This is a genomic window from Hahella chejuensis KCTC 2396 (assembly GCF_000012985.1).
In the GTDB taxonomy this organism is placed as follows: Bacteria; Pseudomonadota; Gammaproteobacteria; order Pseudomonadales; family Oleiphilaceae; genus Hahella; species Hahella chejuensis.
This window is the reverse complement of the sequence record NC_007645.1, coordinates 6,139,805-6,165,065: the sequence shown is the minus strand read 5'-3', so window position 1 is coordinate 6,165,065 and position 25,261 is coordinate 6,139,805. Positions and strand designations below refer to the sequence as shown.

At 55.4% G+C, this 25,261-nt stretch carries 20 protein-coding genes and 1 pseudogene; 2 read left to right on the top strand and 19 right to left on the bottom strand.

Annotated elements, in window-relative coordinates:
• Positions 1-57: 57 nt before the first annotated feature.
• The 4 genes from HCH_RS32780 to HCH_RS27085 form a co-directional block, all read right to left on the bottom strand.
• Complete coding sequence (locus tag HCH_RS32780; RefSeq protein WP_011399731.1) at positions 58-471, bottom strand: DUF6041 domain-containing protein; 414 nt, start codon at positions 469-471, stop codon at positions 58-60.
• Between the two features lie 232 nt (positions 472-703).
• Positions 704-1,852, bottom strand: a complete 1,149-nt coding sequence (locus HCH_RS27095; protein ID WP_011399729.1) for an acyl-CoA dehydrogenase family protein — start codon at positions 1,850-1,852, stop codon at positions 704-706.
• Between the two features lie 385 nt (positions 1,853-2,237).
• A complete protein-coding gene (gene dapA / locus HCH_RS27090) occupies positions 2,238-3,107 on the bottom strand; it encodes a 4-hydroxy-tetrahydrodipicolinate synthase (RefSeq protein WP_011399728.1) in 870 nt (289 codons plus the stop codon).
• 300 nt (positions 3,108-3,407) lie between these two features.
• Positions 3,408-5,177 (bottom strand): Ig-like domain-containing protein, encoded by a 1,770-nt coding sequence (locus HCH_RS27085; RefSeq protein WP_011399727.1) that lies wholly within the window; start codon positions 5,175-5,177, stop codon positions 3,408-3,410.
• Between the two features lie 293 nt (positions 5,178-5,470).
• Here HCH_RS27085 and HCH_RS27080 point away from each other — a divergent pair, with 293 nt between their 5' ends.
• Positions 5,471-6,727, top strand: a complete 1,257-nt coding sequence (locus HCH_RS27080; RefSeq protein ID WP_011399726.1) for a diguanylate cyclase — start codon at positions 5,471-5,473, stop codon at positions 6,725-6,727.
• Between the two features lie 15 nt (positions 6,728-6,742).
• Here HCH_RS27080 and HCH_RS27075 read toward each other — a convergent pair whose 3' ends face one another.
• On the bottom strand, positions 6,743-7,633 hold the full coding sequence (locus HCH_RS27075) for a DMT family transporter (RefSeq protein ID WP_011399725.1): 891 nt from the start codon (positions 7,631-7,633) through the stop codon (positions 6,743-6,745).
• Positions 7,634-7,987: 354 nt separating this feature from the next.
• Positions 7,988-8,497, bottom strand: coding sequence for a GAF domain-containing protein (locus tag HCH_RS27070; RefSeq protein ID WP_011399724.1), 510 nt, complete (start codon positions 8,495-8,497; stop codon positions 7,988-7,990).
• 278 nt (positions 8,498-8,775) lie between these two features.
• Here HCH_RS27070 and HCH_RS27065 point away from each other — a divergent pair, with 278 nt between their 5' ends.
• Positions 8,776-9,294 (top strand): hypothetical protein, encoded by a 519-nt coding sequence (locus HCH_RS27065; RefSeq protein WP_011399723.1) that lies wholly within the window; start codon positions 8,776-8,778, stop codon positions 9,292-9,294.
• A gap of 14 nt (positions 9,295-9,308) precedes the next feature.
• Here the strand turns inward: HCH_RS27065 and HCH_RS27060 are convergent, their stop codons facing one another.
• From HCH_RS27060 to HCH_RS27005, 13 genes and pseudogenes are all read right to left on the bottom strand, one after another.
• Entirely contained in the window at positions 9,309-9,590 is a 282-nt protein-coding gene (locus tag HCH_RS27060) for a circadian clock KaiB family protein (RefSeq protein WP_011399722.1), read from the bottom strand.
• The gene (locus HCH_RS32775; protein ID WP_011399721.1) at positions 9,574-13,365 is read right to left on the bottom strand and encodes an EAL domain-containing protein; all 3,792 of its coding nucleotides are present in this window, start codon (positions 13,363-13,365) and stop codon (positions 9,574-9,576) included. Before HCH_RS32775 ends, HCH_RS27060 begins: the two co-directional genes overlap by 17 nt.
• A gap of 218 nt (positions 13,366-13,583) precedes the next feature.
• The gene (gene purD, locus HCH_RS27050) at positions 13,584-14,882 is read right to left on the bottom strand and encodes a phosphoribosylamine--glycine ligase (RefSeq protein WP_011399720.1); all 1,299 of its coding nucleotides are present in this window, start codon (positions 14,880-14,882) and stop codon (positions 13,584-13,586) included.
• A 92-nt stretch (positions 14,883-14,974) separates the two neighbouring features.
• Positions 14,975-16,552, bottom strand: coding sequence for a bifunctional phosphoribosylaminoimidazolecarboxamide formyltransferase/IMP cyclohydrolase (purH, locus tag HCH_RS27045; RefSeq protein WP_011399719.1), 1,578 nt, complete (start codon positions 16,550-16,552; stop codon positions 14,975-14,977).
• A 183-nt stretch (positions 16,553-16,735) separates the two neighbouring features.
• On the bottom strand, positions 16,736-17,044 hold the full coding sequence (gene fis / locus HCH_RS27040) for a DNA-binding transcriptional regulator Fis (protein WP_011399718.1): 309 nt from the start codon (positions 17,042-17,044) through the stop codon (positions 16,736-16,738).
• Positions 17,041-18,051 (bottom strand): tRNA dihydrouridine synthase DusB, encoded by a 1,011-nt coding sequence (dusB, locus tag HCH_RS27035; RefSeq protein WP_011399717.1) that lies wholly within the window; start codon positions 18,049-18,051, stop codon positions 17,041-17,043. Before dusB ends, fis begins: the two co-directional genes overlap by 4 nt.
• A gap of 255 nt (positions 18,052-18,306) precedes the next feature.
• Positions 18,307-19,527 (bottom strand): DUF3426 domain-containing protein, encoded by a 1,221-nt coding sequence (locus HCH_RS27030; protein WP_011399716.1) that lies wholly within the window; start codon positions 19,525-19,527, stop codon positions 18,307-18,309.
• A 24-nt stretch (positions 19,528-19,551) separates the two neighbouring features.
• Positions 19,552-19,650 (bottom strand): annotated as a pseudogene (locus HCH_RS35280) (MJ0042-type zinc finger domain-containing protein); the annotation flags it as partial.
• A gap of 232 nt (positions 19,651-19,882) precedes the next feature.
• Positions 19,883-20,761, bottom strand: a complete 879-nt coding sequence (gene prmA, locus HCH_RS27025) for a 50S ribosomal protein L11 methyltransferase (RefSeq protein ID WP_011399715.1) — start codon at positions 20,759-20,761, stop codon at positions 19,883-19,885.
• Between the two features lie 14 nt (positions 20,762-20,775).
• Positions 20,776-22,116: an acetyl-CoA carboxylase biotin carboxylase subunit gene (gene accC / locus HCH_RS27020; protein ID WP_011399714.1), complete on the bottom strand. Its 1,341-nt coding sequence runs from the start codon at positions 22,114-22,116 to the stop codon at positions 20,776-20,778.
• Between the two features lie 90 nt (positions 22,117-22,206).
• A complete protein-coding gene (accB, locus tag HCH_RS27015; protein WP_041599992.1) occupies positions 22,207-22,662 on the bottom strand; it encodes an acetyl-CoA carboxylase biotin carboxyl carrier protein in 456 nt (151 codons plus the stop codon).
• A 16-nt stretch (positions 22,663-22,678) separates the two neighbouring features.
• A complete protein-coding gene (gene aroQ, locus HCH_RS27010; RefSeq protein WP_011399712.1) occupies positions 22,679-23,122 on the bottom strand; it encodes a type II 3-dehydroquinate dehydratase in 444 nt (147 codons plus the stop codon).
• Between the two features lie 342 nt (positions 23,123-23,464).
• Positions 23,465-25,081 carry a GGDEF domain-containing response regulator gene (locus tag HCH_RS27005; RefSeq protein WP_011399711.1) on the bottom strand — a complete coding sequence of 539 codons (1,617 nt, stop codon included), beginning with the start codon at positions 25,079-25,081 and terminating at the stop codon, positions 23,465-23,467.
• Positions 25,082-25,261: the final 180 nt, after the last annotated feature.

Sequence of the window (25,261 nt, the reverse complement as noted above, 5' to 3'; positions counted from 1 at the left end):
ACATACGCTGATCCTGTTGATGAAAGACAAATAGAGGGACGCTATTTGTCTGTCGGATTAATAGTGGGGCAGGGCGTACAGAGATTTCTTCTGATTGACGGATTCCCACAGGACAAGCAGGGCGACAATCAGAAAGATCAAATCCACGAACACAATCTGTGGAAACGCCCGGTGGAGTATGGTGACGAAGCCCGCCAGCATGACGCATTGGCCGATGACAGCGGGAATCAGCATGCGATTGAATAAATAACAGAGACCGGATGCGAGTAGCGCAATGCCGCTGATCCAAGCCATCAGTTGCGCATTACCCGCCAGCCACTCGCTGAGACCGGCCAGCCAGGTTCCCTGGTTGGCGGCGGCGGCTTTTTGCAGCGTGACGCCGACATCTTCAATTTGCGGAAACGCCTTGGCGACGCCCGCCATGACATAGAGGGCGCCGAATAAGTATCTGAGAATCTTCACTATTTTCATTGGATCTGCTCTGCTCGCTGTAGTGTGGCCCGTCAGTGTGCGGGCTCTTGGTTTTCAGTTTTGTGAGGGGCGCTGGCGCGATGATGCTTTTCATAAGGCAAAAGCAGCCCCTGAAAGCCGGTGAGGGCTTTCAAAACTCAAGTGACGGGGTAATGCAGGCAAATCAGCCGAATGGGCTGCTACAGACTTCCTTTCCCGTATTTTCCTTTTTAAGACCGTATGAAATGTTGCGTCAGCGCAATCCCATATGTCTGGCTATCAGCTCTTTCTGAATCTCAGAGGTCCCCGAGAATATTCTCGATGGCAGTGAATCCAGAAGCAGCCGGTCAACGCCGGCGGCGCTGGAAACCCCCGTGCCGCCAAAGACCTGCATGGCGTCCAGCCCGCTTAGCACGGAACATTCGGAGATCCAGAGTTTGCTGAGGGCGATGGCTTCCTCGTAAGGTTCGCCCTGGTCGTATAGCCAGCCAGCCCGATACAGCAGGAGTCGGGAGGTTTCCAGGCGCAACTTCATATCCACCAGCCGGTCCGAAATAGACTGATTGCGGCCGATGGACTGGCCGAACTGCTTTCTGTTGCGGGCGTGGTCGATGCTTTGTTGCAACACGCGCTCCATGGCGCCGACATAGGCGGCGAACAGACAGCCGCGCTCCCAGATCATAGAGTCATGGAACATCGGCGCGCCACCGCCTTCTTCACCCAGTAAGGCGGAAGCAGGGATGCGACAGTCGTCCATGTACAACGAGCCCCATGGACTGGTGCACAAGCCGGTTTTGGAGCCGCCATCGGTAACGGAAAGCCCTGGGGTGTCCCGGGGAACCAGGAAGCCGCTGACGCCGAAAAAGCTCTGACTGGGGTCAGTCTTGGCGTATATCAGGAACAGGTCGGCCACCGGCGCATTGGTGACGAAGCACTTTTCTCCGCGCAGGATGTAAGTGTCGCCGTCCCGGACAGCGCTGGCTCGCATGGCGAAAGCGTCTGAGCCGGATTCCGGTTCGGTGATGGCGTTGGCGGCGATCAGCTCGCCCTTGGATATGCGATGTAAGTAGCGTTGGCGTTGCGTATCGTCGCCGTAACGCCAGATAGGAACTGCGCAGGCGAACATGTGCGCGCAGAGTGAGAAGACAAGTCCCATGTCCGTGCAGCCGAAACCGAGGGCTTCCACTGTCAGCATGGTGTCCAGGGCGCCGAAACCGGAGCCGCTCCATTGCTCGGGGATAGGGAGCCCGGACAGCCCCAAATCCGCAGCCCGGTTCCAGAGTTCGCGATCAAACGCGGATTCTGCAATACGTCGCCGGGCCGACTCCGAAAGTACTTGTTGAGCGAATTCCCGCACGTGGGAGACACGAGCGAGCTGCTCATCATCGAGTCGAAAGTCCATTACAAAGTCCTTCTTTCAGGATTTCCATAGATCGCTGAAAGCCGCCTCGGAACACTCCGAAGCGGCGGGCCCAGGTTACGACTCCGTAACGATGGGCGTCCTTAATCTCGATATACCCACTAATACTGCAGGTCAGTACTTCCGGGACCTGCTGGAGAGGCGGTAGGAGAAGTTTAAAATACCACTGCCATTCCAAAACACAATCATTGAAATAAATATTTCATTTTAAACTTTGTCGTCTCACGGCGCGTTAGTCCTGATGTTGAGACGGTAGGAGTTTACTGCTTGTATTTTTTGTCCGTATCAGTAGGGATATTCTTAACGCGAATATTTCCTCGACGATATTACCATTTGGTATTAGACGCTTAATTGTACGATTATTGATCTATCTGTATAACTCATTGATTATATTCTTGATATCTGATTTTGTTTGCTCACTTAACGGAACGATGGGTAAGCGGCATTCTTCGTTGCAAAGACCTAACAACGAAGCGGCGTACTTGGCTCCCGCAGGGCTGGGTTCGCGAAATAACGCTTCGTGCAGAGGCGCCAGCAAGTCGTGAATACGCAGGGCTTCGCGGAAGTCGCCTTGCAGAGTGGCGGTTTGCATTTGACCGTACAGGGCCGGCGCTATATTGGCGGAAACGGAGATACAGCCTTGCCCCCCACTGGCGTTATAAGCGATGGCGGTCATATCGTCGCCGGAGAGAAAGCTGAAGGGCTTATTGATCAACATGCGTTCGCGACTGATGCGGGCCAGATCCGTAGTGGCGTCTTTCACCCCGACGATGCGCGGCAACGCCGCCAGCCGCGCCATGGTTTCAGGCTTGATGTCCACCACCGCGCGGGGAGGGATGTTGTAGACAATGATGGGAATATCTATCGCGTCGTGGACCATTTTGAAATGCTGGTACAGCCCTTCCTGAGAGGGACGATTGTAATAGCCTGCGACGCAGAGCACCGCGTCCGCTCCCGCCTGTTGCGCGTGCTGGGCGTAACGCACCGCCTCTACGGGATTATTGGAGCCGGCTCCGGCGATGACCGGGACTCGTCCCTGCGCTTGCTCCGCCACCAGGGCCACCACCCGTTTGTGTTCCTCTTCCGTCAAGGTGGGAGATTCGCCTGTCGTGCCCACCGGGACCAGGCCGTGAGCGCCATGTTTGATTTGCCAGTCGACAAGACCGGCAAGGGCCTTTTCATCCACTTGGCCGTTGATGAATGGCGTTATCATGGCGATTAAGGAACCGCGAAACATAAATTAACTCCTTGGCAATAGAATTGACGTACCTGGGGTATGGGCAAAAAAAAACCGGCGGCGAAGCAATCGCGACCGGTTTTTTTTCATGGATTCCCCAGGAATTATTTTATTTGCATGCGCAAATTCCGGCCGCAAGGTGGAACCCCGGTTTTCCAGTCTTTCGTTTGAGCAGGAATGAAACTATCGGCACGAGAATAAGACGCTAAATAAATCCAACACGGGACTACTTTAATGCGGTCGCGCGGCGACATCAATCTGAAATTATCCGGCGGCGCAGCGCCGCCGGAGCGAGCCTCATTACTCGCGTGGATCGGCGTAGTTCAGCGTCATGGTCGCCGGCGTATCATCTGCGGTGAGCCACTGTCCGTCCGCGCCAGGGGACTGGTAGCTGGCGTCCATGTAGTACCCCGCCTGCGATTCGCTGACGCTGTAGTAAGTAATGGCGTCGTCGTTAATTTCCCCCACGGTGGCGGCGGTTTGTGTATTGTAGGTCGCGCTCAGGCTACGCTGAGTTTCCTCATCCTGCCGCTCCCAACGTCTGGACAAAGTGGTTGGCGTATCGTCTTCGGTAAACCAGACACCATCCGCTCCCGGCGCACGGAAGCCGGCTTCTTCGATGCTTTCCCGGTCGGCGCTGGTGGTGGAGGTATAGTACTCGTTAATCAGGTCGTCATCGGTGAAAGGCTCCCTGTCGGGGCCCGTAGAGCTGTAATTGATCCAGCGGCTGAAATTGCCGTTCTCGTCATTTTCGCTTTTGGCGTGACTGGCCAGCAAATCATCCTGGGTGAACCAAACGCCGTCAGGTCCGGGGTTATTCACTTCTTTGCTGTAGATATTGTGAGCGTCTGCGTCGCTGCGCTCTTCTGAGTAGCCGAAAGGAATATCGTCAGCGGTGCGCCAAAGTCCGTCATAACCGGGGTCGCGGTAATAGACGGTGCGGGTGAGTCCGTCTTTGGTGGTGGTGACGCTGTAATCGGTCAGGCGGTCGTCCTTCGTCAGCCATACGCCGTCCTTGCCGGGGGAGGCGTAGTTGGAGACGGCGCTGCTTTCGTCGTCATAGTCGGATACGCTGAAAGCGCTGATCTGATCATCCGCCGTCTCCCATAGGCCGTCGGCGCCGGGGTGACTGTACACCCAACTTGCGGTGCGCACCTTATCGCCTTGGGAGTTCTGCTCGTCGCGATTCACTTCAAGAATGACGTCGTCATCGGTGAAGCACTGATGATCTGCGCCCTGGCGACTGCGCTTGTATACGGTGACGGATTGTTCCTCGTCGCCTTTGGAGCTCTGTAGAGCGCAATTGTCAGACGCGTCGTCGTCGGTGAACCATGCGCCGTCGGGACCCGGGCCCTGGTATAGCGCAGACTGATACAGCGTGTCTGAAGAACGAAGACGGGTGTAGCTTTCCGGAATGTCGTCGTCGGTGAACCAGGACTCGTCGTCGCCAGGCGCGATAAAGATCGCCTCCAGGGTTTCTTCCGCTGTCGAACGGGTGCGAACATAGCGACTGATCTCATCATCGCCGGTGAACCAAACCTGATCCGAACCTGAGTTGACATAGTTAACGTTGTAGTTAACCTCCTCGCCTTCGCGAGACTCTCGCCACTCCTCGAAATAGCCGCTGATGCGGCCATCCTGAAACTCAATGCCGCGATAGCGGTAGGCGTCGTCGGTGGTGAAGGTTAGATCGATGGCGCGGACGGATTGTCCTTTTTCATTTTTCAGGCCGCTCACGTTTAGCGCGACGCGCGTAGCCAGTGGCATGGGCGTGGAGAGACGCAATGTCAGCACGTTGGCCTGGGCGTCATACTCCCGTTCGGCGATATCAATATTTCGTGCGGGATCAAGGTTTAACTTGATAGCGCTGGCGTCGACGCTGGCGGGGTCCAGCGCTTCGTTAAAGAAAAGGGTGATGACAGGGATGGCGGCGGCTTTGGTCTCTCCTTCTGCGGGGGCGGAAAAGGCCAGCGAGTGGGAGCCTGAAGTCGCAGGGCCGGAAAGACCGGCGCATCCTTGTAGACCGATTATGGCGGTAGCCAGACAGATGATTTTTGTATTGGTTCGCATGGACGTCCTATGCCGGAATGTTGAGTTTTAGCCAAGCAGATCAATAGGATTATTGTAAGTCGGGGCAGGCTAGCAGAAGCATTTTTTAACGCCAATTGGCCGGATGTTCTATTAGATTCTGGCGAGCCTTACGCTAATCGCCGGTGGGGACGCACTTATGTCCCGCAAGGCGGATTGAGCCTGGATGTCATAATTACTTGCCGCGCGGTGCGCTTCAACTAATCTTAAAAGATAGGATGTAGACTAGACTTTTCCGACTCTCTTGGCGAGCTGCCGCAAAGATATACTCTGGCATGAATGAACGAATTCTTCTGATTGAAGACAGTGTGATGATCACGAAAGTGTTGCGCCACCTGATCAAGACCGAGCTGGGCCTGCCCTGTGACAGCGCAGGTACGCTGCAGGAGACTCGGGAGTTTCTGGAAAAAGATCCCGACGGCTATTTCGTAACGGTGGTGGACCTGCATCTGCCGGACGCGCCCAATGGCGAAGTGCTGGATTACGTGCTGTCGAAAAAGCTGCCCTGTATCGTGCTCACCGCCACCTACGACGAAGGTAAGCGCGAGACTATCCTGCAAAAACCTATCGTTGATTATGTCGTTAAAGAAAGCCGTTATTCCTATGAATACGTCACGCGTCTGATTCGTCGCCTACTGCGCAATCGCAACATCAAGGTGGTGGTGGCGGACGATTCCGACACCTCGCGGCAGTACGTGCGGCAACTGCTGGTCACGCATCTTTATCAGGTGCAGCTGGCTAAACATGGGCGTGAAGCGTTGGAAATGATCAAGGCGGACCCGGAGATCAAAATGCTGATTTCCGATTACAACATGCCGGAAATGGATGGCTTCGAGTTGACTCGGGCGTTGCGCAGGGAATATGACAAGAAGGACTTGGTCATTATTGGTCTGTCCGGGTATGGCAGCGCCACGCTGTCCGCCAAATTCATCAAGAACGGCGCCAATGACTTTTTGATGAAGCCGTTTTTTCATGAGGAATTTCACTGTCGCATCATGCATAACATCGAAGCCATGGAGAACATTCAGGCTCTGAATGATGCGGCTAACCGTGATTATCTGACCGGCATGTACAACCGGCGCTACTTATTCAGCGCGGCCAAGGAGCTGTATCGGGTCGCCAAGGAGAATGGTGAGCCTTTGACGGCGGCGATGATTGATGTGGACCACTTCAAACGCATCAACGACACCTATGGACACGAGGCGGGGGACCGCGCTATCTGCGCTTTCGCCAAGATGATAGGGGAAACCTTTGGGGATTATCTGGCGGCCCGATTCGGCGGCGAGGAATTCTGCGTGTTATTTCCTGGCGTGAGTATCGAGAAAATCTCGCCAATGCTGGAATCGTTCCGACACAAAGTGGAACAGACCGCTATTCCCTTTCTTTCAGATCATCTGCGCCTGACGGTCAGCATCGGCGCCACGGATGTTCTGGGGGACTCCCTGGATAATCTGATCCGGCGGGCGGACGTGCTGTTGTACGAGTCCAAGGACAACGGTCGTAACCGCCTCACAACGGATGAAGATATTTAATCTCGCAGAGACTTCTCAAGCCTTTGATAATGCCGGCTTGCCCGCCATGGCGCCGCGTCTCGCCAGATACAGTCCCGCCACCACCAGCGCGACGCCCAAGCCGGTCTGCAGGGTCAAGGGCTCGTCAAATAACAAGTAGGCCATCACTGCTGTGGTGGGTGGCGTCAGGTAGAGGTACTGCGTCACTTTGGTGGCTTCGCCGATTTTCAGCATGTATAGCCACAACAGCACCGCCGCCAGCGAAAGCACGAACACTGACCACATCCAGGCGCCGATAAAATTGGGGTTCCATTGCACCTCACGAGTTTCCAGCGCGAAGGCGGCGATCAGGAACATGATCAGTGCGGCGATATATTGCCACAAGCCGCCGGCTATCAAGTCCGTCTTGCCGCCCTTTACCGATTGCCAGAGCGTAGATCCGGATATGCCCAGCAGGGCGATAATGCTGGCGCTCAGGCCTTCGCCGGTGATATGTCCAGATAGTTTTCCTCCTTGCAGCACCACTACACCCAATCCCGCCAGTCCCAGCAACACCCCGATCCACTGCAAGGGGCGCAGGGGGGAGCCGATGCCAAGCGGCCAGCTGACCAGCGCCGTCAGCAAGGGCTGCACTCCGACGATCAAGGCGACAATCCCCGCAGGCATGCCCGCCGCAATGGCGTAGAACACGCCGCCGAGATAGAGGCCATGGGTTCCTACGCCGGTAATCATCTGCTGGCGGCGCTGCACGGCGTTAAGCCGCGGGCGTTTCATTGCAATCGCCAGGAAGGCGAACAGAGGCACGACCAGCAACATGCGCAGGCTAAGAAACGTGAAGGGTTCCGCGTAGGGCAGACCCCATTTGGCGCTGACGAACCCAGTCGCCCACAGCAGAACAAAGAGATAAGGGATATAGGTGGCCTGCATGCTGTCTCTATCGCCGAAGCGGCGTTAATTTATTGAATTGAGGGTTTTTATTAATATGGCAATGATATTGGCATGTTAATAATCAGGCGCATGGATGCGCCTGCGCGGCGGCAAGCCGCGGGAGACAGGGCCTGACCTGTGCAGGCCCTGTCGTTGCAGACAAATAGAAGGAAGCTATTTGTCTGCCTGATTAATATTGTACGGGGAGCGTTAAATCGCCGATAAGCCACAGATTGTCCTCGTTTGCAGGGATACAGATCGGCGGCTTAGATTCTGTTATGACGGCGGTGAGGAGTACAGATAGGGCCTTAAGCAGCCCTCGGTTTAACCCCGAAGGCCTTGTGTTACGCGGGCTCAGAACAAGGGGGATGGAGCCAGGGGGATCAGATCGGTCAGCAGCTCCGCCAAAAAACGCTCATCGACGGCGTCGAAAGCGTCGATATGGTCGGAATCGATGTCGAGCACGGCGGCGACGTCACCATTGGCGTTGAATAAAGGCAGCACGATTTCACTTTGCGTTGTGCTGGAGCAGGCGATATGGCCGGGGAACTCATTAACGTCCGACACTAGCTGTACTTTCTGTTCACGGGCGGCGGCGCCGCACACGCCGCGGCTGAACGGAATGGTGAGGCAGCCGTGCCCGCCCTGATAGGGACCCACTTTCATTAATTCATGGGCGACGACGCGGTAAAAACCGGTCCAGTGGAAATACTCGAAGCGATGATGAAGCTCGCAGACAACGGTGGAAAGAATCGCCGTCCAGTCGGTTTCTCCCTCAATAGCGTGACGAATCGCCCGCAGGGTATGTTGGTAATGAGCGGATTTTTCTTCCTCAGAACTCAATAAAGGCAGGCTGTCATACATGGTTGTGCGTTCCCTGAATAAAAACGCTCACTATCATAGCGGTTGCGCCAACGGCTTGGCCATAGCTCCAGTGTGTTTGCGGCCACGTGAACTTAGGCGCCGGCATGGGAGAAAATTGCCCGAAATCAGATAAGTAGCGGAATGTCACTGAAATAGCCGTGGATTTCAGTATGATCGCGAAAAACGTCTATCGATGGCTTTTTGAGCGGAATGGCTATCCATAACGCCTTCTAGAAAAACAATCTATAAGAACTGCCTGCAAAACTGCGAGGGATACTATGCTGAAACAACTGCTTCCGGGGATGGCGCTCGCTCTGGCGTGCATGGGATTGGCGGGCTGCTGGGCCGGCGCTGCAGCGGTGGCGACGGATGTAGCCATCGTCAAACGGACAGAGCAAAAACATAACTTCGTCCATGCGGTGAAAGAGGGATACGCCAAATATCAGGAAGAATTCGAAAGTGTCGATTGTCCGCGGCAGCAGTACCGCATCAGCCCGGAAATCATTGAGTTCGTGAAAAGTCGGCCGCCTCATGGTCTGGATCAGGCCATCAAGCTGTTGTTGGAGATCTACAACGACAAGACCCAGACCGAGGAAGTACGCTCCCACGCTTTGTACCATGTCGCCGTGGCTTATATGCGCCGACGGGAGAGCAATCTGGATCTGGCCAAAGGTTACCTGCTGACGATTAAGGAAGAATTCCCCGATACTCATGACTGCGTCATCGCCTATCTGCTGGAGGAAATCAAAGAGCGCAAAGCCTATCAGGAGCAGATGGACGCACTGGAGGACGCGTAAGTCCCGACCGGCGATCAGAGCGAAGTCAGGTCCAGCAGCTCCAGCACCCTGGCGCTGTCGGACAGATCGCCAATAATGCGCCGGCTTCCCCGGGCCAGCGTCGGCGTCGCCAGCACAGCGTCACGTTCGGCGGTCTGGGGGCTCTGATCCAGGTCGATAATGCTGAGAGTACAGCGGCCCGCCAGTACACTTTCGCAAAGATGACGGGCTGCGCGGATCGCGTTCATCGACACTTTTGACGCGGATTGCACATACAGCGTCAGCTCAACCGGCAATGGCTCAGGCCCGGGCTGCATCGCCGACTCCGCTGGCTGTATCCAACAGCCGTGTCTGATGTTCTTTTTCGTATTGCTCAAAGGCTTCCGTCACAACTTGCAGTAGCTTGTCATCCTGCCAGGGCTTGGTCAGAAACTTGAATATCCAGCCTTTGTTCACTGCTTCGGTGATGGTCTCCATATCCACATAGCCGGTGAGGATCAGGCGGATTGCGTTGGGGTGCAGCTCTTTCACCCGATTCAGGAACTCCGTTCCCGACATGTCAGGCATGCGCTGATCGGAGATAACAACCTGAATGGGAGTGCGCGCCATGATGTCAAACGCCTGACGCGACGTGGTGGCGTGGAACACATTGAACTGATGACGCAGCAATCGCTTGATGGCGCTGCCCACATTCATTTCGTCATCCAGCACCAGCAGGTTGCGGGCGGCGGTGGAGGGGGGAGGACGCACAGAGCGAATGCGGGGGCTGGCCAGCAAGGCTTCGATACTCTGCGCACACGCCGGCCGCCCCAGGAAAAAGCCCTGGCCGACGTCACACCCCAGCCGTTGCAGATAGCGCAGTTGAGCTTCCGTTTCGATGCCTTCGGCGACCACTTGCATGTGCATGCTTCTGGCCATGGACATGACGGTGCGGGCGATGGAGGCGGTATTCGGGTCGGTGGTGATGTCGCGCACGAAAGTGATATCCAATTTGAGCCGATCAAAGGAGAAACTGCGCAGATGGCTGAAGCTGGAGTAGCCGACGCCGAAGTCGTCCACCGCCAGCTTGAGCCCCTGTTCCTTTAAGATGTTCAAACGCTCGCGCATTTCGTTCACGTTGCGCATGATGGCGCTTTCCGTCAACTCGATCTCAATATATCGGCAGTCCACGGCGGTGTCGGTGAGAATGCTGTGCAGGGCGCTGTCGAAGCGCGCCATAGTCAGTTGCTTCGCCGACAGGTTGATGGACATGGTCAACGGGTGCGCAACCAAATCAGACCAGGCTTTCGCCTGAACGCAGGCGGCGTGCAGCACCCACTCGCCAATGGCGCCGATCAGGCCGGTTTCCTCCGCAATGGGGATGAACTTGCCGGGGGGGATATCTCCCAGTTCCGGCTCACGCCAGCGCAACAGCGCTTCGACGCCGGTGATAACGCCGCTGCGCAAATCCACTTGCGGTTGATACTCCAGGTGAAACTGCTGTTTATCCAAGGCGGCGCGCAGGCGCACTTCCAGATCCAGACGCTCCATGGCGGTTTTGTTGAGATCTTCAGTAAAGAAGTGGAAGCGGTTGCGTCCTTCCTCTTTGGCCAGATACATGGCGATATCCGCGTTCTTAATCAGAACTTCGGGGTGGTCGCCGTCCTGAGGATAGATGCTGACCCCGATGCTGGCGGAAACATGAATATCGCGATGATCCAGTTGAATGGATTGCGCGATCACTTCCATAAGGCGGGAAATGAAACTGGCGACTTTCTCCGGCGGCGAGATATCCGGAAGGATAATCACGAACTCGTCGCCGCCATAGCGCACCACGGTGTCGCTGGCGCGGGCCATACCGGTGAGACGCTTGGCGATGACCTTCAACATGGCGTCGCCGGCGTTATGTCCGAGACTATCGTTGATCAATTTGAATTGGTCGATATCCAGGAACACAATCGCCACTTTGTGTTTGTTGCGGGCGGCGCGCCATAGCTCCTGGCCCAGGCGGTCGCGCATCATGTTGCGATTGGGCAGTCCGGTCAGATCGTCATGGGTGGCTTGATACTCCAGTTGCTCCTGATAATGTCGGCTCTCCGTAACGTCGTTGATCACGGCGACAAAATGGGTAAGCATGCGGCGATCATCGTAGACTGGAGCGATATGCAGCTCATTCCAGAAGGGTGAGCCGTCTTTACGTTGATTACGTAACAGCACGCAGCCTTCCTCCCGGTTGCGAATCAGAAAGTGCAGGGACTCTCTGCGACGGTCTTCATCAATGTCGCTTTGGAGAAAAAACGGACCTTTTCCTAACACTTCATCGCTGCTGTATCCCGTAATGCGTTCGAATGCGGGGTTGACGTACACCAGCGGCAGGTCCGGGCGGCGCGCATTGAGGATCAGAATACCGTTGGGAGTGGACTCCACGGCGCGGTTGCGTAAGCGCAGCGATTCTTCCGCCTTTTCTCTGGCGTGTCGGGTGCGCAGTGAAACGACGCCGTAATAGAGGTCGTCCGCAAGTTGCTCAAGCAGCTCGATCTCTTCGTGATCGAAGGCTTCCGCATATTCCGAATAAATGACCATGACCCCCAGTGTCTCAGGGGACTTGCCCACGGGTAGGACGATCATGGACTGGCTCAAGGGTGGGGCGTCGGCGCTGATAGACGCCCCGTAGAGACCAGACAGATTATGTTGCGTCACGGAACGGCCTTCGCGAAGCGCGCGGGTAACAGGATCATTTTCATCCAACGCCAGGCGCAGACGCTCTTTCACCAATAAAAAGGGCGTTTCGTCTCCGGCCAATATGATATTGCCTGAAGTATCCAGACGTCCGTCATTCACCCATCCAAACCAAGCGGTCTGGTGGCGGCCCACACCGACCAACTGGCGACAGAAAGACTCAATCAAATGCCTTTCGTCATTCTCCCTGACCAAGTGATGGTCGCAGGCGGTGAGCACCGCCAGGGTGCGGTTGCGTCGTTGCAGCAAGTGCTCGCGCTTACGGTGATCGGTCACGTCATGCAGAGTGATCAGATGCGCCTGGATGTCATTCCAGGGCAATGGTTGCGCCCGCATCTCTGCGATGCGTTTGCCGCCCCTTGGAAATTCGACTTCAGCGTAGTCGCCTGTCAGGCAGGGGACGCCGAATGCCTGGCCAATCAGCATCTCTTTGGGCTTGCCGAAAATACGCTCAGCCGCAGGGTTGGCGAAGCGAATGACGCCGGCGTCGTCGATCACCAGAATACTGTCCGCTTCAGCTGAAACGAGGGCGCCAAGTCGGTTTTCACTCTGGCGCAGCGCAACTTCATTTTGTTTTTGCTGGCTGATATCCGTGATATAGATATTGGCGACTTTCTCCCGGGAGGAGGACGAGCGGTCGCAGGATAGAGTCAGAAGAAAGTGTCGACTGTTGCGTTCCAGCTCCAGCGTCGCCGTGTCGCCTGATTTAATCACCTTTTGCAGGGTGGGGGACCAGGATGAGGGAATCGCTTCGCCGATGGCGGTTCCCCACAACTTGAGAAATTCCGCCGCAGCGTAATTGACGTAGATAATGGCTCCGTTGCTGGTTGCGCGCATGATCGGGTGGGGGCTCAAGGTCGCCAGACTGGCCATGGAGCCTATCTGTTCATTGGTTTCCCGGCTGTCGGTGATGTCGCGACCGATGGATTGGAACTCCAGCACTCGCCCTTGTGAGTCAAAAATCCCTCGGTCCGTCCATAGCAACCATCGCTGGGCGCCGCGTCCGTCAATAACTCTGCGTTCTTGCTGGCTGACAGGGGAGGTCTGACTAATTCGACGCATTTGTTCATGAATCACGCTGCATTCTTCAGGGGGCGACAAGGTGAAGATCGATTTTCCAATCAAAGCGCTTCTGGAAGATCCGAAGTAGCGACAATATTGCGCATTCACATAGGTGATGGCTCCGTCCGGCTTCCAGCGGCATATCAATTCGGGAATATCGTCGAGGATGTACTGAAAACGGGCTTCATGAGGAACTGCGAGAAAAGGACCTTTTACGGCGCGCCGCCCGCTGGGAAGGGCTTTTTCAGGTCTGGACCCGGCGTGCGCCTGCGGTTGGCGCAGACGTCCGCTGTTCCTTGTATTCTTCGGCATCCATCTTAGTCCTTATAAGCCCTGAAATCTCTCAGTCGGTCTCAAAAGAATAGGCCAGCTTATTCAATATATCCATGGTTCCGGGAAGGGAAAAAGGGGGAGTCAGCCGCATCGTAAAGGGAGTGGAAAGGGGAATAGCGTTAAGTGCAGGAAATCGCGGCGGATTTATCAACGAGAGGAAACGGCGGCGAGATTTCGCCGCCGTAAAAATACAGGAATCAGGCGTTTTCGCCCGCTTGCTCCCGAGCGATAGCGCGGTAAGCAATGTCCTTGCGGTAATACATATCTTGCCAATCGATGCGGGCGACCTGCTCATACGCCTTGCGTTGCGCTTCCGTGACGTCGACGCCCAATGCGGTGGCGCACAATACGCGCCCGCCATGGGTGACGACCTGTCCGTCGCGCATAAGCGTACCTGCGTGAAATACTTTAGCGTCAGCCCGGTCGGCGTTTTCCAGCCCTGAGATCGCCGCGCCTTTGGCGTAGCTATCCGGATATCCGCCGGCGGCCAGCACGATGCCTACGGCGGCGCGCGGGTCCCAATCCGAGGTCTTGCTGTCCAATGCGCCTTGAGTGGCTGCGATGCATAAATCCACCAGATCGGATTGCATGCGCATCATGATGGGCTGAGTTTCGGGGTCGCCGAAACGGCAGTTGTACTCAATGACTTTAGGGGCGCCGTCAGCGCTGATCATCAAGCCTGCATACAGGAAGCCCACATAGTCGTTGCCTTCCTGCGCCATGCCCTGCACGGTGGGGTAAATCACCTCGCGCATGATGCGTTCATGGACGCTGTCAGTCACGACCGGCGCAGGAGAATAAGCCCCCATGCCGCCCGTATTGGGGCCTGTGTCGCCGTCGCCAACCCGCTTGTGATCCTGGCTGGTGGCCATAGGCAACATGTGCTTGCCGTCCACCATGACGATGAAGCTGGCTTCTTCGCCTTCCAAAAACTCTTCAATCACCACGCGGTGTCCTGCATCGCCGAATTTGGCGTCGGCGAGCATGTCACGCACTGCGTCTTCCGCTTCCCCCAGCGTCATCGCGACGATAACGCCTTTTCCTGCTGCAAGGCCGTCTGCTTTCACAACGATCGGGGCGCCCTGCTCGCGCAGGTAGGCGAGGGCGGGTTCAATCTCAGTGAAGCTCTGGTAGGCGGCGGTAGGAATGTTGTGGCGGGCCAGGAAATCTTTGGTGAAGGCCTTTGAGCCTTCCAATTGCGCCGCTCCCTGAGTCGGGCCGAAGATCCGCAAACCTTCCGCCTGGAAGCGGTTTACAACGCCTTCCACCAGTGGGGCTTCAGGGCCCACGATGGTGAGTTCTACGTGGTTGTCTTTGGCGAAAGCGATCAGCGCGTCAAAATCGAGCACATCAATCGCTACGTTTTCCAGTTTGGGCTCCAGAGCTGTACCGGCGTTGCCGGGTGCGACAAATACCGTTTTTACATAGTCCGCCTGCGCCGCTTTCCAGGCCAGGGCGTGTTCCCGGCCGCCGCTGCCGATGACCAAAACATTCATCTCTTTGCTCCACATTTGCGAGCGGAGCTTTAAGCCCCGCAGTAATTTGGGTTATCGCGGCCACATCGAAACCTGTGGCCGCCGGTGCGGAATTAATGGCGGAAATGGCGCATGCCGGTGAACACCATGGCGATGCCATGTTCGTTGGCTGCGTCGATCACTTCCTGGTCGCGCATTGAGCCGCCGGGTTGAATGATCGCAGTAATACCGGCCGCCGCGGCTGCGTCAACGCTGTCCCTGAATGGGAAGAACGCGTCTGAGGCCATGACCGAGCCTTTGACTTCCAGGTTCTCATCCGCTGCCTTAATACCTGCGATCTTGGCGCTGTATACACGGCTCATCTGGCCTGCGCCAATGCCGATGGTGCGTCCGCTTTTGGCGTAGACGATGGCATTGGATTTCACGAACTTGGCGACTTCCCAGGCGAACAGCAGGTCGTTCAGTTCCTGCTCCGTCGGCGCACGATCCGTCACCATTTTCAGCGCGTCCATATTCACCATACCCAGATCGCGGTCCTGCACCAGCAAGCCGCCAGTGACGCGCTTGAAGTCGAATGCGCTCAGGCGCTCGCCCTGAAAGTCTCCGCACTCCAGCACTCGGACATTGGTCTTGGCGGACAACGCGGCGCGGGCGCCTTCGCTGACTTTGGGGGCAATGATCACTTCTACGAACTGGCGGGCGATAATCGCCTGTGCGGTGTCGGCGTCCAACTCGCGGTTAAAGGCGATAATACCGCCGAAAGCGGAGGTGGGATCTGTCGCATAGGCCAGTTCGTAGGCTTGCTTGATATCCACGCCGATGGCGACGCCGCATGGATTGGCGTGCTTGACGATAACGCAGGCGGCGTCGGCGAACGGCTTCACGCACTCCAGCGCCGCGTCGGTGTCCGCAATGTTGTTATAGGACAGTTCCTTGCCCTGCAACTGAGTGGCGGTGGAGACTGAGGCCTCACGGGCATTTGCTTCTACATAAAAGGCGGCGCTTTGGTGAGGGTTCTCCCCGTAGCGGAGATCCTGCTTTTTAATGAACTGCTGATTGAGGGTGCGTGGATAAGCGCTTTCTTCGCTCTGAACCTTCAGGCCGAGATAGTTGGCGATGGCCCCGTCATAGGCGGACGTATGCTCAAACGCTTTGACGGCGAGATCAAAACGGCGAGAAAAAGCCAGTGCGCCGTTATTGGCCTGCAACTCGGCGATGACGCCGTCGTAATCGGAAGGATTGACCACAATCGCCACATCTTTATGGTTTTTCGCCGCAGAACGCACCATTGTCGGACCGCCGATGTCGATATTCTCAATCGCATCTTCCAGTGAGCAATTGGAGCGTGCGATGGTGGCTTCGAAAGGATAGAGATTGACGACCACCAGATCGATTTGCGCGATGTCGTGTTCCGCCATTACCGCGTCGTCCTGACCGCGACGACCCAGAATGCCGCCATGTACTTTTGGATGCAGCGTTTTCACCCGTCCGTCCATCATTTCCGGGAAGCCGGTGTAGTCAGAGACCTCACGCACCGGGACGGATTCCTGCTGCAATAATTTATACGTACCGCCGGTGGACAGGATTTCCACGCCGAGATTCGCCAGGGTCTTGGCGAATTCGACGATGCCGGACTTATCGGAAACGCTGATGAGCGCTCGTTTGATCTTCACATTATCTGGGCTGGACATGATAAGTTGATCTCTTGCCTTAGTGCAGAATTATCAGGGTCAGTTACCGAAACGCCAACAGACCCTAGCGTAAAAAGCTTAGCCTGTTGCGTAAAAAACAAAAGAGGGCTCTTGTACCGGACATTTCAGAGTTGAATGAGAAATGTCGGCGAGCCCTCTTCTAAAAGATGTGTGATACAGCGATTACAGCAGGTCGTACTGCTTCAGCTTCTTGCGCAGCGTGCCGCGGTTCAAGCCCAGCAGGACAGAAGCCTTGGTTTGGTTGTTGCGGGTGTATTTCAGCACCTGCTCAAGCAGGGGAGCTTCAACTTCGGAAAGCACCATTTGATAGACGTCTTTGACGGGAGCTCCGTCCAGTTGCGCGAAGTAGTTCGCCAGCGCCTGATCAACGCTGTCGCGCAAAGTCATGGTTTGAGTGGCCGACTGCTCCACGGTCAGTAATTTATTAGCTCCAGAACCGGTTTCTGTTGTAACGATAGATTCTGTAGTCATGCGGCTTTTTCCTCTCCTTCAATACTCAGATGCTCAAAAAAGTGATGGAGTTCATCCAGCTGCGCTTGAGCATCGTTTAAACGATTAAATTGTGACTTGAAAATGGCCCCAATATTTGCGGTTTGCAGATACCAGCCCACATGCTTGCGTGCGATGCGGACGCCTTGGTAGTCACCATAAAACTCGTGTAACGCTTTAATATGACCGATGAGTATCTGCTTAGTCTCATCCATTGGCGGTTCCGGTAAGCGCTCTCCGGTAGCGATAAAGTGTTCGATTTCACGAAAAATCCAGGGACGCCCCTGGGCTCCTCTGCCGATCATCAATGCGTCGACGCCGGTGTAATCCAGCACATGCCTGGCTTGCTCAACACAGGTAATATCGCCGTTGGCCACCACCGGAATGGAAACGCTTTGCTTGATTTCAGCTATAGTGTCGTACTCCGCCGTTCCCTCGTATTTGCACTCGCGGGTTCTGCCGTGTACTGCAAGTGATTGTATGCCGCAATCTTCCGCAATGCGGGCAACAGTCACCCCGTTCCGGCTTTGCCGGCTCCATCCGGTGCGTATTTTCAATGTCACCGGCACAGAGACAGCGCTTACCACAGCCGTCAATATATCTTTCACCAGGGCTTCATCTCTTAACAAAGCTGAGCCCGCCGCTTTGTTACAGACCTTTTTCGCGGGACACCCCATGTTGATATCGATGATTTGCGCGCCATGTTCGACGTTGTATCTCGCCGCTTCGGCCAACATCTCCGGTTCAGCGCCGGCGATTTGCACCGCAATAGGCTCGCCTTCGCCGTCGTGATCCATACGTAATCTGGATTTTCGGGTATCTCGCAGATCCGGATTCGCAGCCATCATTTCCGATACTGCGAGGCCTGCGCCCAAACTGCGACAAAGCAGCCGGAAGGGGCGGTCGGTCACTCCAGCCATCGGGGCCAGTATCAAATTGTTACGCAACTCATAGGGTCCAATTTTCACGGCCGCTTCCGCTCTGGTCATAAGAAATGACTAAAAAGTGTTCGCCCTGGATAGGGGTGCCTATGATACTCAGATGATGAATGGCGGGAAAGACTTGAAATTTTAAAAATAGAGTATTTTTTATCCCAAATCTCAATATGTTGATCACTCGTTAATCATAACGACGAGGCGTATAGGTTAAATGGCCTATTTATAGAACTTGGCCACCGAGTCAAGTCCAAATCGCGCTTGTTCGTATCGGTCCTTATCTCGGTGGCGCGCCGCTTCCGGAGCTTTCTATTGGGAGGGCGCCGGACCGGATAGTGCGGAGATGAAGTCGAGTGTGTAATTGACCGCCTGCTTGCCGGGGTCAAGGATTTCCAGAGTGATATGCACGGGCGCGCTCGGCGGCATCTGAGTCATGTCTTTCGCCTCGCCGGACAGATACTCAAGCGGCGTGAAGATGCGATGGGCAATGACGTTGTTGTTAATGTCTGAAAAGTTCAGCGAGATGTTTGGGAAGGGTTGCGCAAAACTGGCTTGGTTGGTGATGATGGCGTCAATAATCAGCGCCTTGTTAACCAGGGGATGACTGCGCACCACCAGGTTCTGGCTACGAATCTGGCCGACATCATATAAAGAAGGGAGAGTGCAGCCAATAACTTCGCATGCTTTCGCGTACCAGGGACGCAGCTGATCGTAGCGGGCCAGCTTATCGAAATGGAACCACGCAAGCTGTGAAACCAGGAACACCACCAACAGCAGGTTGGCGAAGGTCCACATGATTTTGCTTAAAACGCCGGGTGACGCTTTTTGTTCGTATGAGTGGTCGATACTGATCGGCTCTGCGCGTAACCCATGGAATTGGGATGGAGGCTCCGCGTGCATGGGCGTCTCAAACTCAGGAAAGTTCTCGTATTCCGGCTCTGGCTCCGGCGCTGCATGGACTGGCGCGGGCTCTGGCTTGGGCGGCGGCGGAGGCTCGACTTTCAACGCCTCTTTGGGCGCTGCTTTTTTAACGTCTTGCTTTGCTTCCTGAACGGGAGGAGGGGGAGGCGTTTGTCCTGGCCGCTCCAGTTCGCGCAGCATCTGTTCGGCCCAGCTTTCGTCGGTGGCTCCCTCTTCTTCCGGCTCTTCCGGCGTTTCAAATTCGCGTTTGGCGCTGGAGCCGCCTCGATCAAGCTCACGGAAGCTGTCGCTCAACTCGCTTTGATCGAACATGCCGCCGGAGTAACCTTCGTCGTGCTTGTCCTCTTCCGGATTATCCTGAAACAGGAATTCATCATCATCGTCTCCCGCTGCGACCAGCGCGTCAGTCAGATCGCCAAGATCGTCGTCCGGGTCCATCGCTGTGAATGGAGTGATAATTGAAGAAGTGGCTTTTGCGGCGCTTTCTTTTACGCTGGGCTCAACTTTGGGTTTCGCCGCTGCTTTAGGGGCGGAAGCAACCGCCGCTTGTCTGGGAGGCGACGCTTTAACGGGAGTCGGGCCTACATGCGCAGGAGCGCTATCAGACATCAAATGCTCCGCTGCGTTGAATACCTTCATGCAAGCGCCGCATCTTACTTTGCCATGGGCGGCTTGCAGCTGTTTATCAGTAACCCTGAAACTTGCAGCGCAATGTGGGCAGCGAGTGAGCAAAACGCCTCCTGGAAAAAACTGCGTCAGTAGTTAAATGTAGACCAACTCTATGTTAGGGGTATCACTGCAAATGGGGCGCCGAGATTGTCGCACATTCGCAAAGTTGTTTAAAAATGAATGAATTGTTCCCTATTTGCAAGAGCAACCTTGCGCTCCATTGTCGCCTAGCGAAGGGGGGCTGTCTATCGCGGGAATGGCTAACCGGCGCCTTGAAAAGACGCCGGATTGGCGATCAATAAGGCAGGCGTCTACCGCTGATCAGGACCCAGTCCTCTTTGTACTCGGTGGGGTCCAGTTCGAAGTAATTACGATAGGCTTCCGCTACGGCTTCTTCCTGATCTTTCAGTATGCCGGACAGGGCGATAGAGCCGCCGGGCAGGGTAAGAGTCGCCAGTTTGGGCGCCAGACTGATCAATGGATTGGCCAGGATATTGGCGATAACGACTTCCGCCTGCATCTCCGGCATTTGCTCCGGAAAGTGCAGGGTCAGGCCTTCGCTGACGCTATTGCGCTCGGCGTTGTCGCGACTTGCTTCCAGAGCCTGTGGATCGATATCCGTGCCGGTGGCGTGATCCGCACCCAGCAACAAGGCTGCGATGGCTAGCACGCCGGAGCCGCAACCAAAGTCGATAACCTGCTTGCCTTGCAGCTGCTGACTATCCAGCCATGTGAGGCAAAGCGCGGTGGTGGGATGAGTGCCGGTGCCAAAAGCCAAACCGGGGTCGAGCAATAAGTTGACGCCGTTTGGATCTTCGGGCTCCCCCCAGCTTGGACAAATCCACAGTCGGGAGCCAAAACGCATGGGGTGGAAGTGGGTCATCCACTCTCTTTCCCAGTCACGATCTTCAATGACCTCGCACTCAATGTCCGCGGCCGCAATTTGATTACGCTCCAATTGCTCTCGAACCATTTCCGCGCTGGTGTCGGCGCTGAAAAGCGCAACAACCTGAGTGTTGCGCCACAGGGGAGTGGTTCCAAGGTCAGGCTCAAGGACGGGATCATCGGCAGCGTCGAGCATAGTGACGGAGAGGGCGCCGAGGCCCTCGAAAATCTGCTCCAGAGCGGCCGCCCCGGCTTCATCAGTTAAGACTTTTACTTGTAACCAGGACACCTGCGTTCCTCAAATCAAGCTTTTAACAGCTTTTCCAGATAGTGAATGGTGTACTCCATACGGCGTACGCCTGCGTCGGTCACTAACCGGCGGTGCAGAGGAATATTGGTTTTGATGCCTTCCACCAGCATTTCGTCCAGAGCATTATTCATGCGATCCAGCGCGTTGTTGCGGTTGGAGCCCCAGCAAATCACCTTGCCGATCAGTGAGTCATAATAAGGTGGAACCTTATATCCGCTATATAAATGGGAGTCAACACGCACGCCGTTGCCGCCTGGCGCGTGGTAATGCGTCACGGTCCCGGGGCTGGGTGTGAAGGTGCGCGGATCTTCCGCGTTGATGCGGCATTCAATGGCGTGACCGCGGAACTGGATGTCTTCCTGCTTGATGGAAAGAGGCATTCCAGAGGCGATGCGCAACTGTTCTTTCACAATATCGACGCCAGTGATCATCTCTGACACGGGATGCTCGACCTGAACGCGGGTGTTCATCTCAATGAAGTAGAAACGTCCGTCCTGGTACAGGAACTCAAAAGTTCCAGCGCCACGGTAGCCGATATCCAGACAGGCCTGCACACAGGAGTTCAGTGTGGCGGCGCGGGCTTCGGGGTCGACATCCGGAGCGGGGGCTTCTTCCAGAACTTTCTGGTGGCGGCGCTGCAGGGAGCAATCGCGGTCGCCCAGGTGGATAACATTGCCTTGTCCGTCGGCCAGCACCTGTACTTCGATGTGGCGGGGACGATCGAGGAATTTCTCCAGATAAACCGTGGGGTCGCCAAAGGCGGCTTTGGCTTCGCTTTGCGTCAACTGGATGGCGTTAAGCAGCGCAGCTTCGCTGTTGACCACTTGCATGCCGCGTCCGCCGCCGCCGGAAGCGGCCTTGATGATGACCGGATAGCCGATTTTACGAGCGACTTCCAGCGTACGTTCTTTATCTTCAGTGATGGGTCCATCGGAGCCCGGCACCGTCGGCACGCCCGCTTTGCGCATGGCTTGTATCGCGGAGACCTTGTTGCCCATCAGGCGAATGGTGTCCGGCTTGGGGCCGATAAAGACGAAGCCGCTTTTCTCCACCTGCTCGGCGAAATCGGCGTTTTCCGCCAGAAAGCCGTAGCCTGGATGAATGCCGACGCTGTCGGTCACTTCCGCCGCGCTGATAATGGCGGGAATATTCAGGTAGCTGTCCGTGGGGCTGTTCGGGCCGATACAGACGGATTCGTCCGCCAGCCGCACGTGCATCAGGTCGCGGTCCACGCTTGAGTGCACCGCTACGGTGTTAATGCCCAACTCTTTGCAGGCGCGCAGGATGCGTAACGCAATTTCGCCTCGATTGGCGATAAGCACTTTTTCCAACATGGTAGGAGTACCCTAAAAAAACAATGCCGTCCGGCTTGCGCCGGAATGATCAGGATGTCCCGCTGAACGGGAAGAGCCCGGGTGGGGCTCTTAGACAATCGAGAACAGCGGCTGGTCGAACTCCACCGGTTGTCCGTTTTCCACCAGAATGGCTTCAACTGTGCCGGACTTGTCCGCTTCAATCTGGTTCATCATCTTCATCGCCTCGACGATACACAGTACGTCGCCTGCTTTGACGGTCTGGCCAACTTCTGCAAACACTGGCGCGGAGGGCGATGGCGCACGGTAGAAGGTGCCAACCATGGGCGATTTGACCAGATGCCCGTTATATTGTGGTCCGGCGTCTGCTTCCACCGCAGGAGCGGACGCCGCCACGGGGGCCGCCGCAGGGCGCGTTTCTATTGCCGCAGAAGTGACGTATACCGGCTCGGCGCCAGCCAGACGGCGGCTGATGCGTACGGAATCATCGCCTTCTTTAATTTCGATTTCGGCGATGTCTGACTCTTCAATCAGTTCAATAAGTTTTTTTACTTTTCTGATATCCATCATAGGCTCTCGTAATTTATTTTCCGGTAATCTTTGAAAAGGCGGCCTGTAAAGCGAGTTCGTAACTCTGGCTGCCGAATCCGCATATCACACCAACGGCGACATCGGAGAAATAAGAGTGGTGGCGGAACGCCTCACGGGCATGCACATTGGACAAGTGCGTCTCAATAAAAGGAATGCCGACTCCGAGAAGGGCGTCGCGTAGCGCCACGCTGGTATGGGTAAAGGCCGCCGGATTGATAATGATGAAGTCCACGCCTTCTTTTTTGGCTTCATGGATGCGATCAATCAATTCGTATTCCGCATTGCTTTGTAGCGTCAGCAGATGGTGGCCTGCCTGCCTGGCGGTTTCCGTCAGGCGGAAATTAATATCGTCCAAAGTTTCTGCGCCATAAATTTCCGGTTCGCGCGTTCCCAATAAGTTCAAATTAGGGCCGTGCAACACTAGAATGCTTGCCATGGCGTCTTGTCCTTATATGTCGGATATTTAAGGTGTAATAAAAGCAAGATTTCGGAAGTTTGACTCTTTTGTCTACTATATTCAAGCAGATTGCCGCACTTTGCGGTCATACTTTGGTAGTAGCGCTGTGCGGGAGAGAGTTGACGCGTTTTTCCCAGTAAAAACAGGGCGTTCGCATACTTGGCGGGAACTTTTTACGTCGCCGCCATGATGGCGGCGACAATGGCAATTTAACCCAATCCCGTGAACTATTCTTGATACTTCGGTTTAAAACACAATAAGCGCATTGTTGTACGCGGTTTCCACGATGGCTGAAAACCTGCGAATTCAGAGCCTTTGAGCTTACCTGAATACCTTCACGCAATTACGGCCGGCATGTTTGGCTTCATAAAGCGCCTTGTCCGCCTTTTGCGCCAGCACCTGCTGGGTGTTGCCAGCCTGATAAGCGGCGATACCGCAGCTGAACGTGACTTTGAACGTGTCGCTCTCGGTGGGGTGCATCAGTTCTCCGAAACGTTCGCGAATGTCGTTCATCATATTCTTAGCGTCGCACTCATCTGTATTGGGAAGCACGACGGCGAACTCTTCTCCGCCGTAGCGGCCGATATGGTCGGTCTTGCGCAGCCGCTGTTTGAGGAACAGCGACATACTCTTCAACACTCTGTCGCCAACGGGGTGGCCATGGGTGTCGTTGATGCGCTTGAAGTAGTCGATGTCCATCATGGCGAAGCAGAGCGGCTCGCCGGTCTGATTGGCCTTGTTGATCTCCATGCTGAGCAGATTCAACGTATGAGTATGGTTGTAGAGTCCGGTCAGGCTGTCGCGGATCATCATGGCGTGCAATGTGCGCGCACGCCGCCCACGGTTGTGAATAGTGGCGATCAGGTGGCGGGGATTGATCGGCTTCACCAGGAAGTCGTCGCCGCCGAGGCTCATTGCGTGCAACTGTTTGTTGATGTCGTCCTCGGCGGACAGATAGATAATGGGGACGCTGACGAACTTGTCCTGCTGGCGGATCACTTTGGCCAGCTCGGTGCCGGTGCAGCCCGGCATATACATGTCCATGATGATAATTTCGGGGGAGAATTCATCCAGTGCAATCAGAACCTGCATCGGGTCGGTAATGATCTTGGAGGTCATGCCCGCCTTGCGCAGGGTGCTCTCCATAAATGCGGCCTGCGCCCGGGAGTCGTCCACCACCATGATGCGATAGGGCTCGTGGGCGCCGGAACGTGTGTAAGTCTCCACTTTCTCGATAAGCTGCGCTGCGTCCAGGGTGCGCTCAACGAACTCCTCTCCGCCGCAGCGAGCGGCTTCCAGGCGGGTCTGAATATCGCCTTCACGAGGGCAGATGAACATGACGGGGATAGGCGTCTCATGGTTGGCCTGAATGCGCTTGATCAACTCGACGCCCGCATTTTTATCGCCGCCAAAATCCACGTCGACAATCATGGTTTCAGGCTTGTTCTTCTGAGTCGCAGCCAGCAGTGTGTCATGAGACGAATACAATTCGCCGCGGAAGCCAAAAAACTGCATTTGCTGGGCGATGCGCTGCGCCAGATCTTTTTGATTCAAGGCCAAATAGATTGGAGAGCGTAGATAAGTCCGGTTGGCGCTGCTGTCGGTGCGATCGGTTTTACGCTGGGTGACGGTCGCCAACTGCATGACCTGCTGCTCCACCGCGAGGATATCCGCGGTGGTGACGGGTGTTTTGCGCAGGCTGATGCTTTTGAGGCTGGTGTTGATCGACTGTGCGATGCACAGATGATCCGTCATATCGAAACGGGCTGCGTAACGGCCCAATTTATCGGTTGCAAGCTGGAAATCGGAAAACCATTGTTTGTCCTGCCAGTTCCTTTGCTTCAACTGTTGCCATGCTTCCAGGACAATGCGCGCCTGCGTCGTTACACGGCCGGCGAAGTGCTGCTTGAGTTTGTCCCGTTGACTTTCTATGGTCATAGAGAGGGTAAATCCGCTTCCATTAGTGGTTGCAACCAGTTTGTCTTTCTTCTATGCGCCTGATTTACAAGTACAAAATTCAAGCCAGGACGTATTGATATAAGTTTCAGTATAGTTTGGCAATTTTATTTAAATATAGTCGTAAACTGTATGTGTATGTAAATTCTTGTGCATTTGTGT

Coding starts and splice junctions, on each gene's coding strand:
- HCH_RS27075 (WP_011399725.1), bottom strand. CDS start 7,633: ATGCAGGCCACCTATATCCCTTATCTCTTTGTTCTGCTGTGGGCGACT.
- accB (WP_041599992.1), bottom strand. CDS start 22,662: ATGGATATCAGAAAAGTAAAAAAACTTATTGAACTGATTGAAGAGTCA.
- HCH_RS32780 (WP_011399731.1), bottom strand. CDS start 471: ATGAAAATAGTGAAGATTCTCAGATACTTATTCGGCGCCCTCTATGTC.
- HCH_RS27065 (WP_011399723.1), top strand. CDS start 8,776: ATGCTGAAACAACTGCTTCCGGGGATGGCGCTCGCTCTGGCGTGCATG.
- dusB (WP_011399717.1), bottom strand. CDS start 18,051: ATGACCAGAGCGGAAGCGGCCGTGAAAATTGGACCCTATGAGTTGCGT.
- aroQ (WP_011399712.1), bottom strand. CDS start 23,122: ATGGCAAGCATTCTAGTGTTGCACGGCCCTAATTTGAACTTATTGGGA.
- accC (WP_011399714.1), bottom strand. CDS start 22,116: ATGTTGGAAAAAGTGCTTATCGCCAATCGAGGCGAAATTGCGTTACGC.
- HCH_RS27060 (WP_011399722.1), bottom strand. CDS start 9,590: ATGCAGCCCGGGCCTGAGCCATTGCCGGTTGAGCTGACGCTGTATGTG.
- HCH_RS32775 (WP_011399721.1), bottom strand. CDS start 13,365: ATGCCGAAGAATACAAGGAACAGCGGACGTCTGCGCCAACCGCAGGCG.
- HCH_RS27080 (WP_011399726.1), top strand. CDS start 5,471: ATGAATGAACGAATTCTTCTGATTGAAGACAGTGTGATGATCACGAAA.
- HCH_RS27095 (WP_011399729.1), bottom strand. CDS start 1,852: ATGGACTTTCGACTCGATGATGAGCAGCTCGCTCGTGTCTCCCACGTG.
- HCH_RS27085 (WP_011399727.1), bottom strand. CDS start 5,177: ATGCGAACCAATACAAAAATCATCTGTCTGGCTACCGCCATAATCGGT.
- purD (WP_011399720.1), bottom strand. CDS start 14,882: ATGAATGTTTTGGTCATCGGCAGCGGCGGCCGGGAACACGCCCTGGCC.
- dapA (WP_011399728.1), bottom strand. CDS start 3,107: ATGTTTCGCGGTTCCTTAATCGCCATGATAACGCCATTCATCAACGGC.
- purH (WP_011399719.1), bottom strand. CDS start 16,552: ATGTCCAGCCCAGATAATGTGAAGATCAAACGAGCGCTCATCAGCGTT.
- HCH_RS27070 (WP_011399724.1), bottom strand. CDS start 8,497: ATGTATGACAGCCTGCCTTTATTGAGTTCTGAGGAAGAAAAATCCGCT.
- HCH_RS27005 (WP_011399711.1), bottom strand. CDS start 25,081: ATGACCATAGAAAGTCAACGGGACAAACTCAAGCAGCACTTCGCCGGC.
- fis (WP_011399718.1), bottom strand. CDS start 17,044: ATGACTACAGAATCTATCGTTACAACAGAAACCGGTTCTGGAGCTAAT.
- HCH_RS27030 (WP_011399716.1), bottom strand. CDS start 19,527: ATGTCTGATAGCGCTCCTGCGCATGTAGGCCCGACTCCCGTTAAAGCG.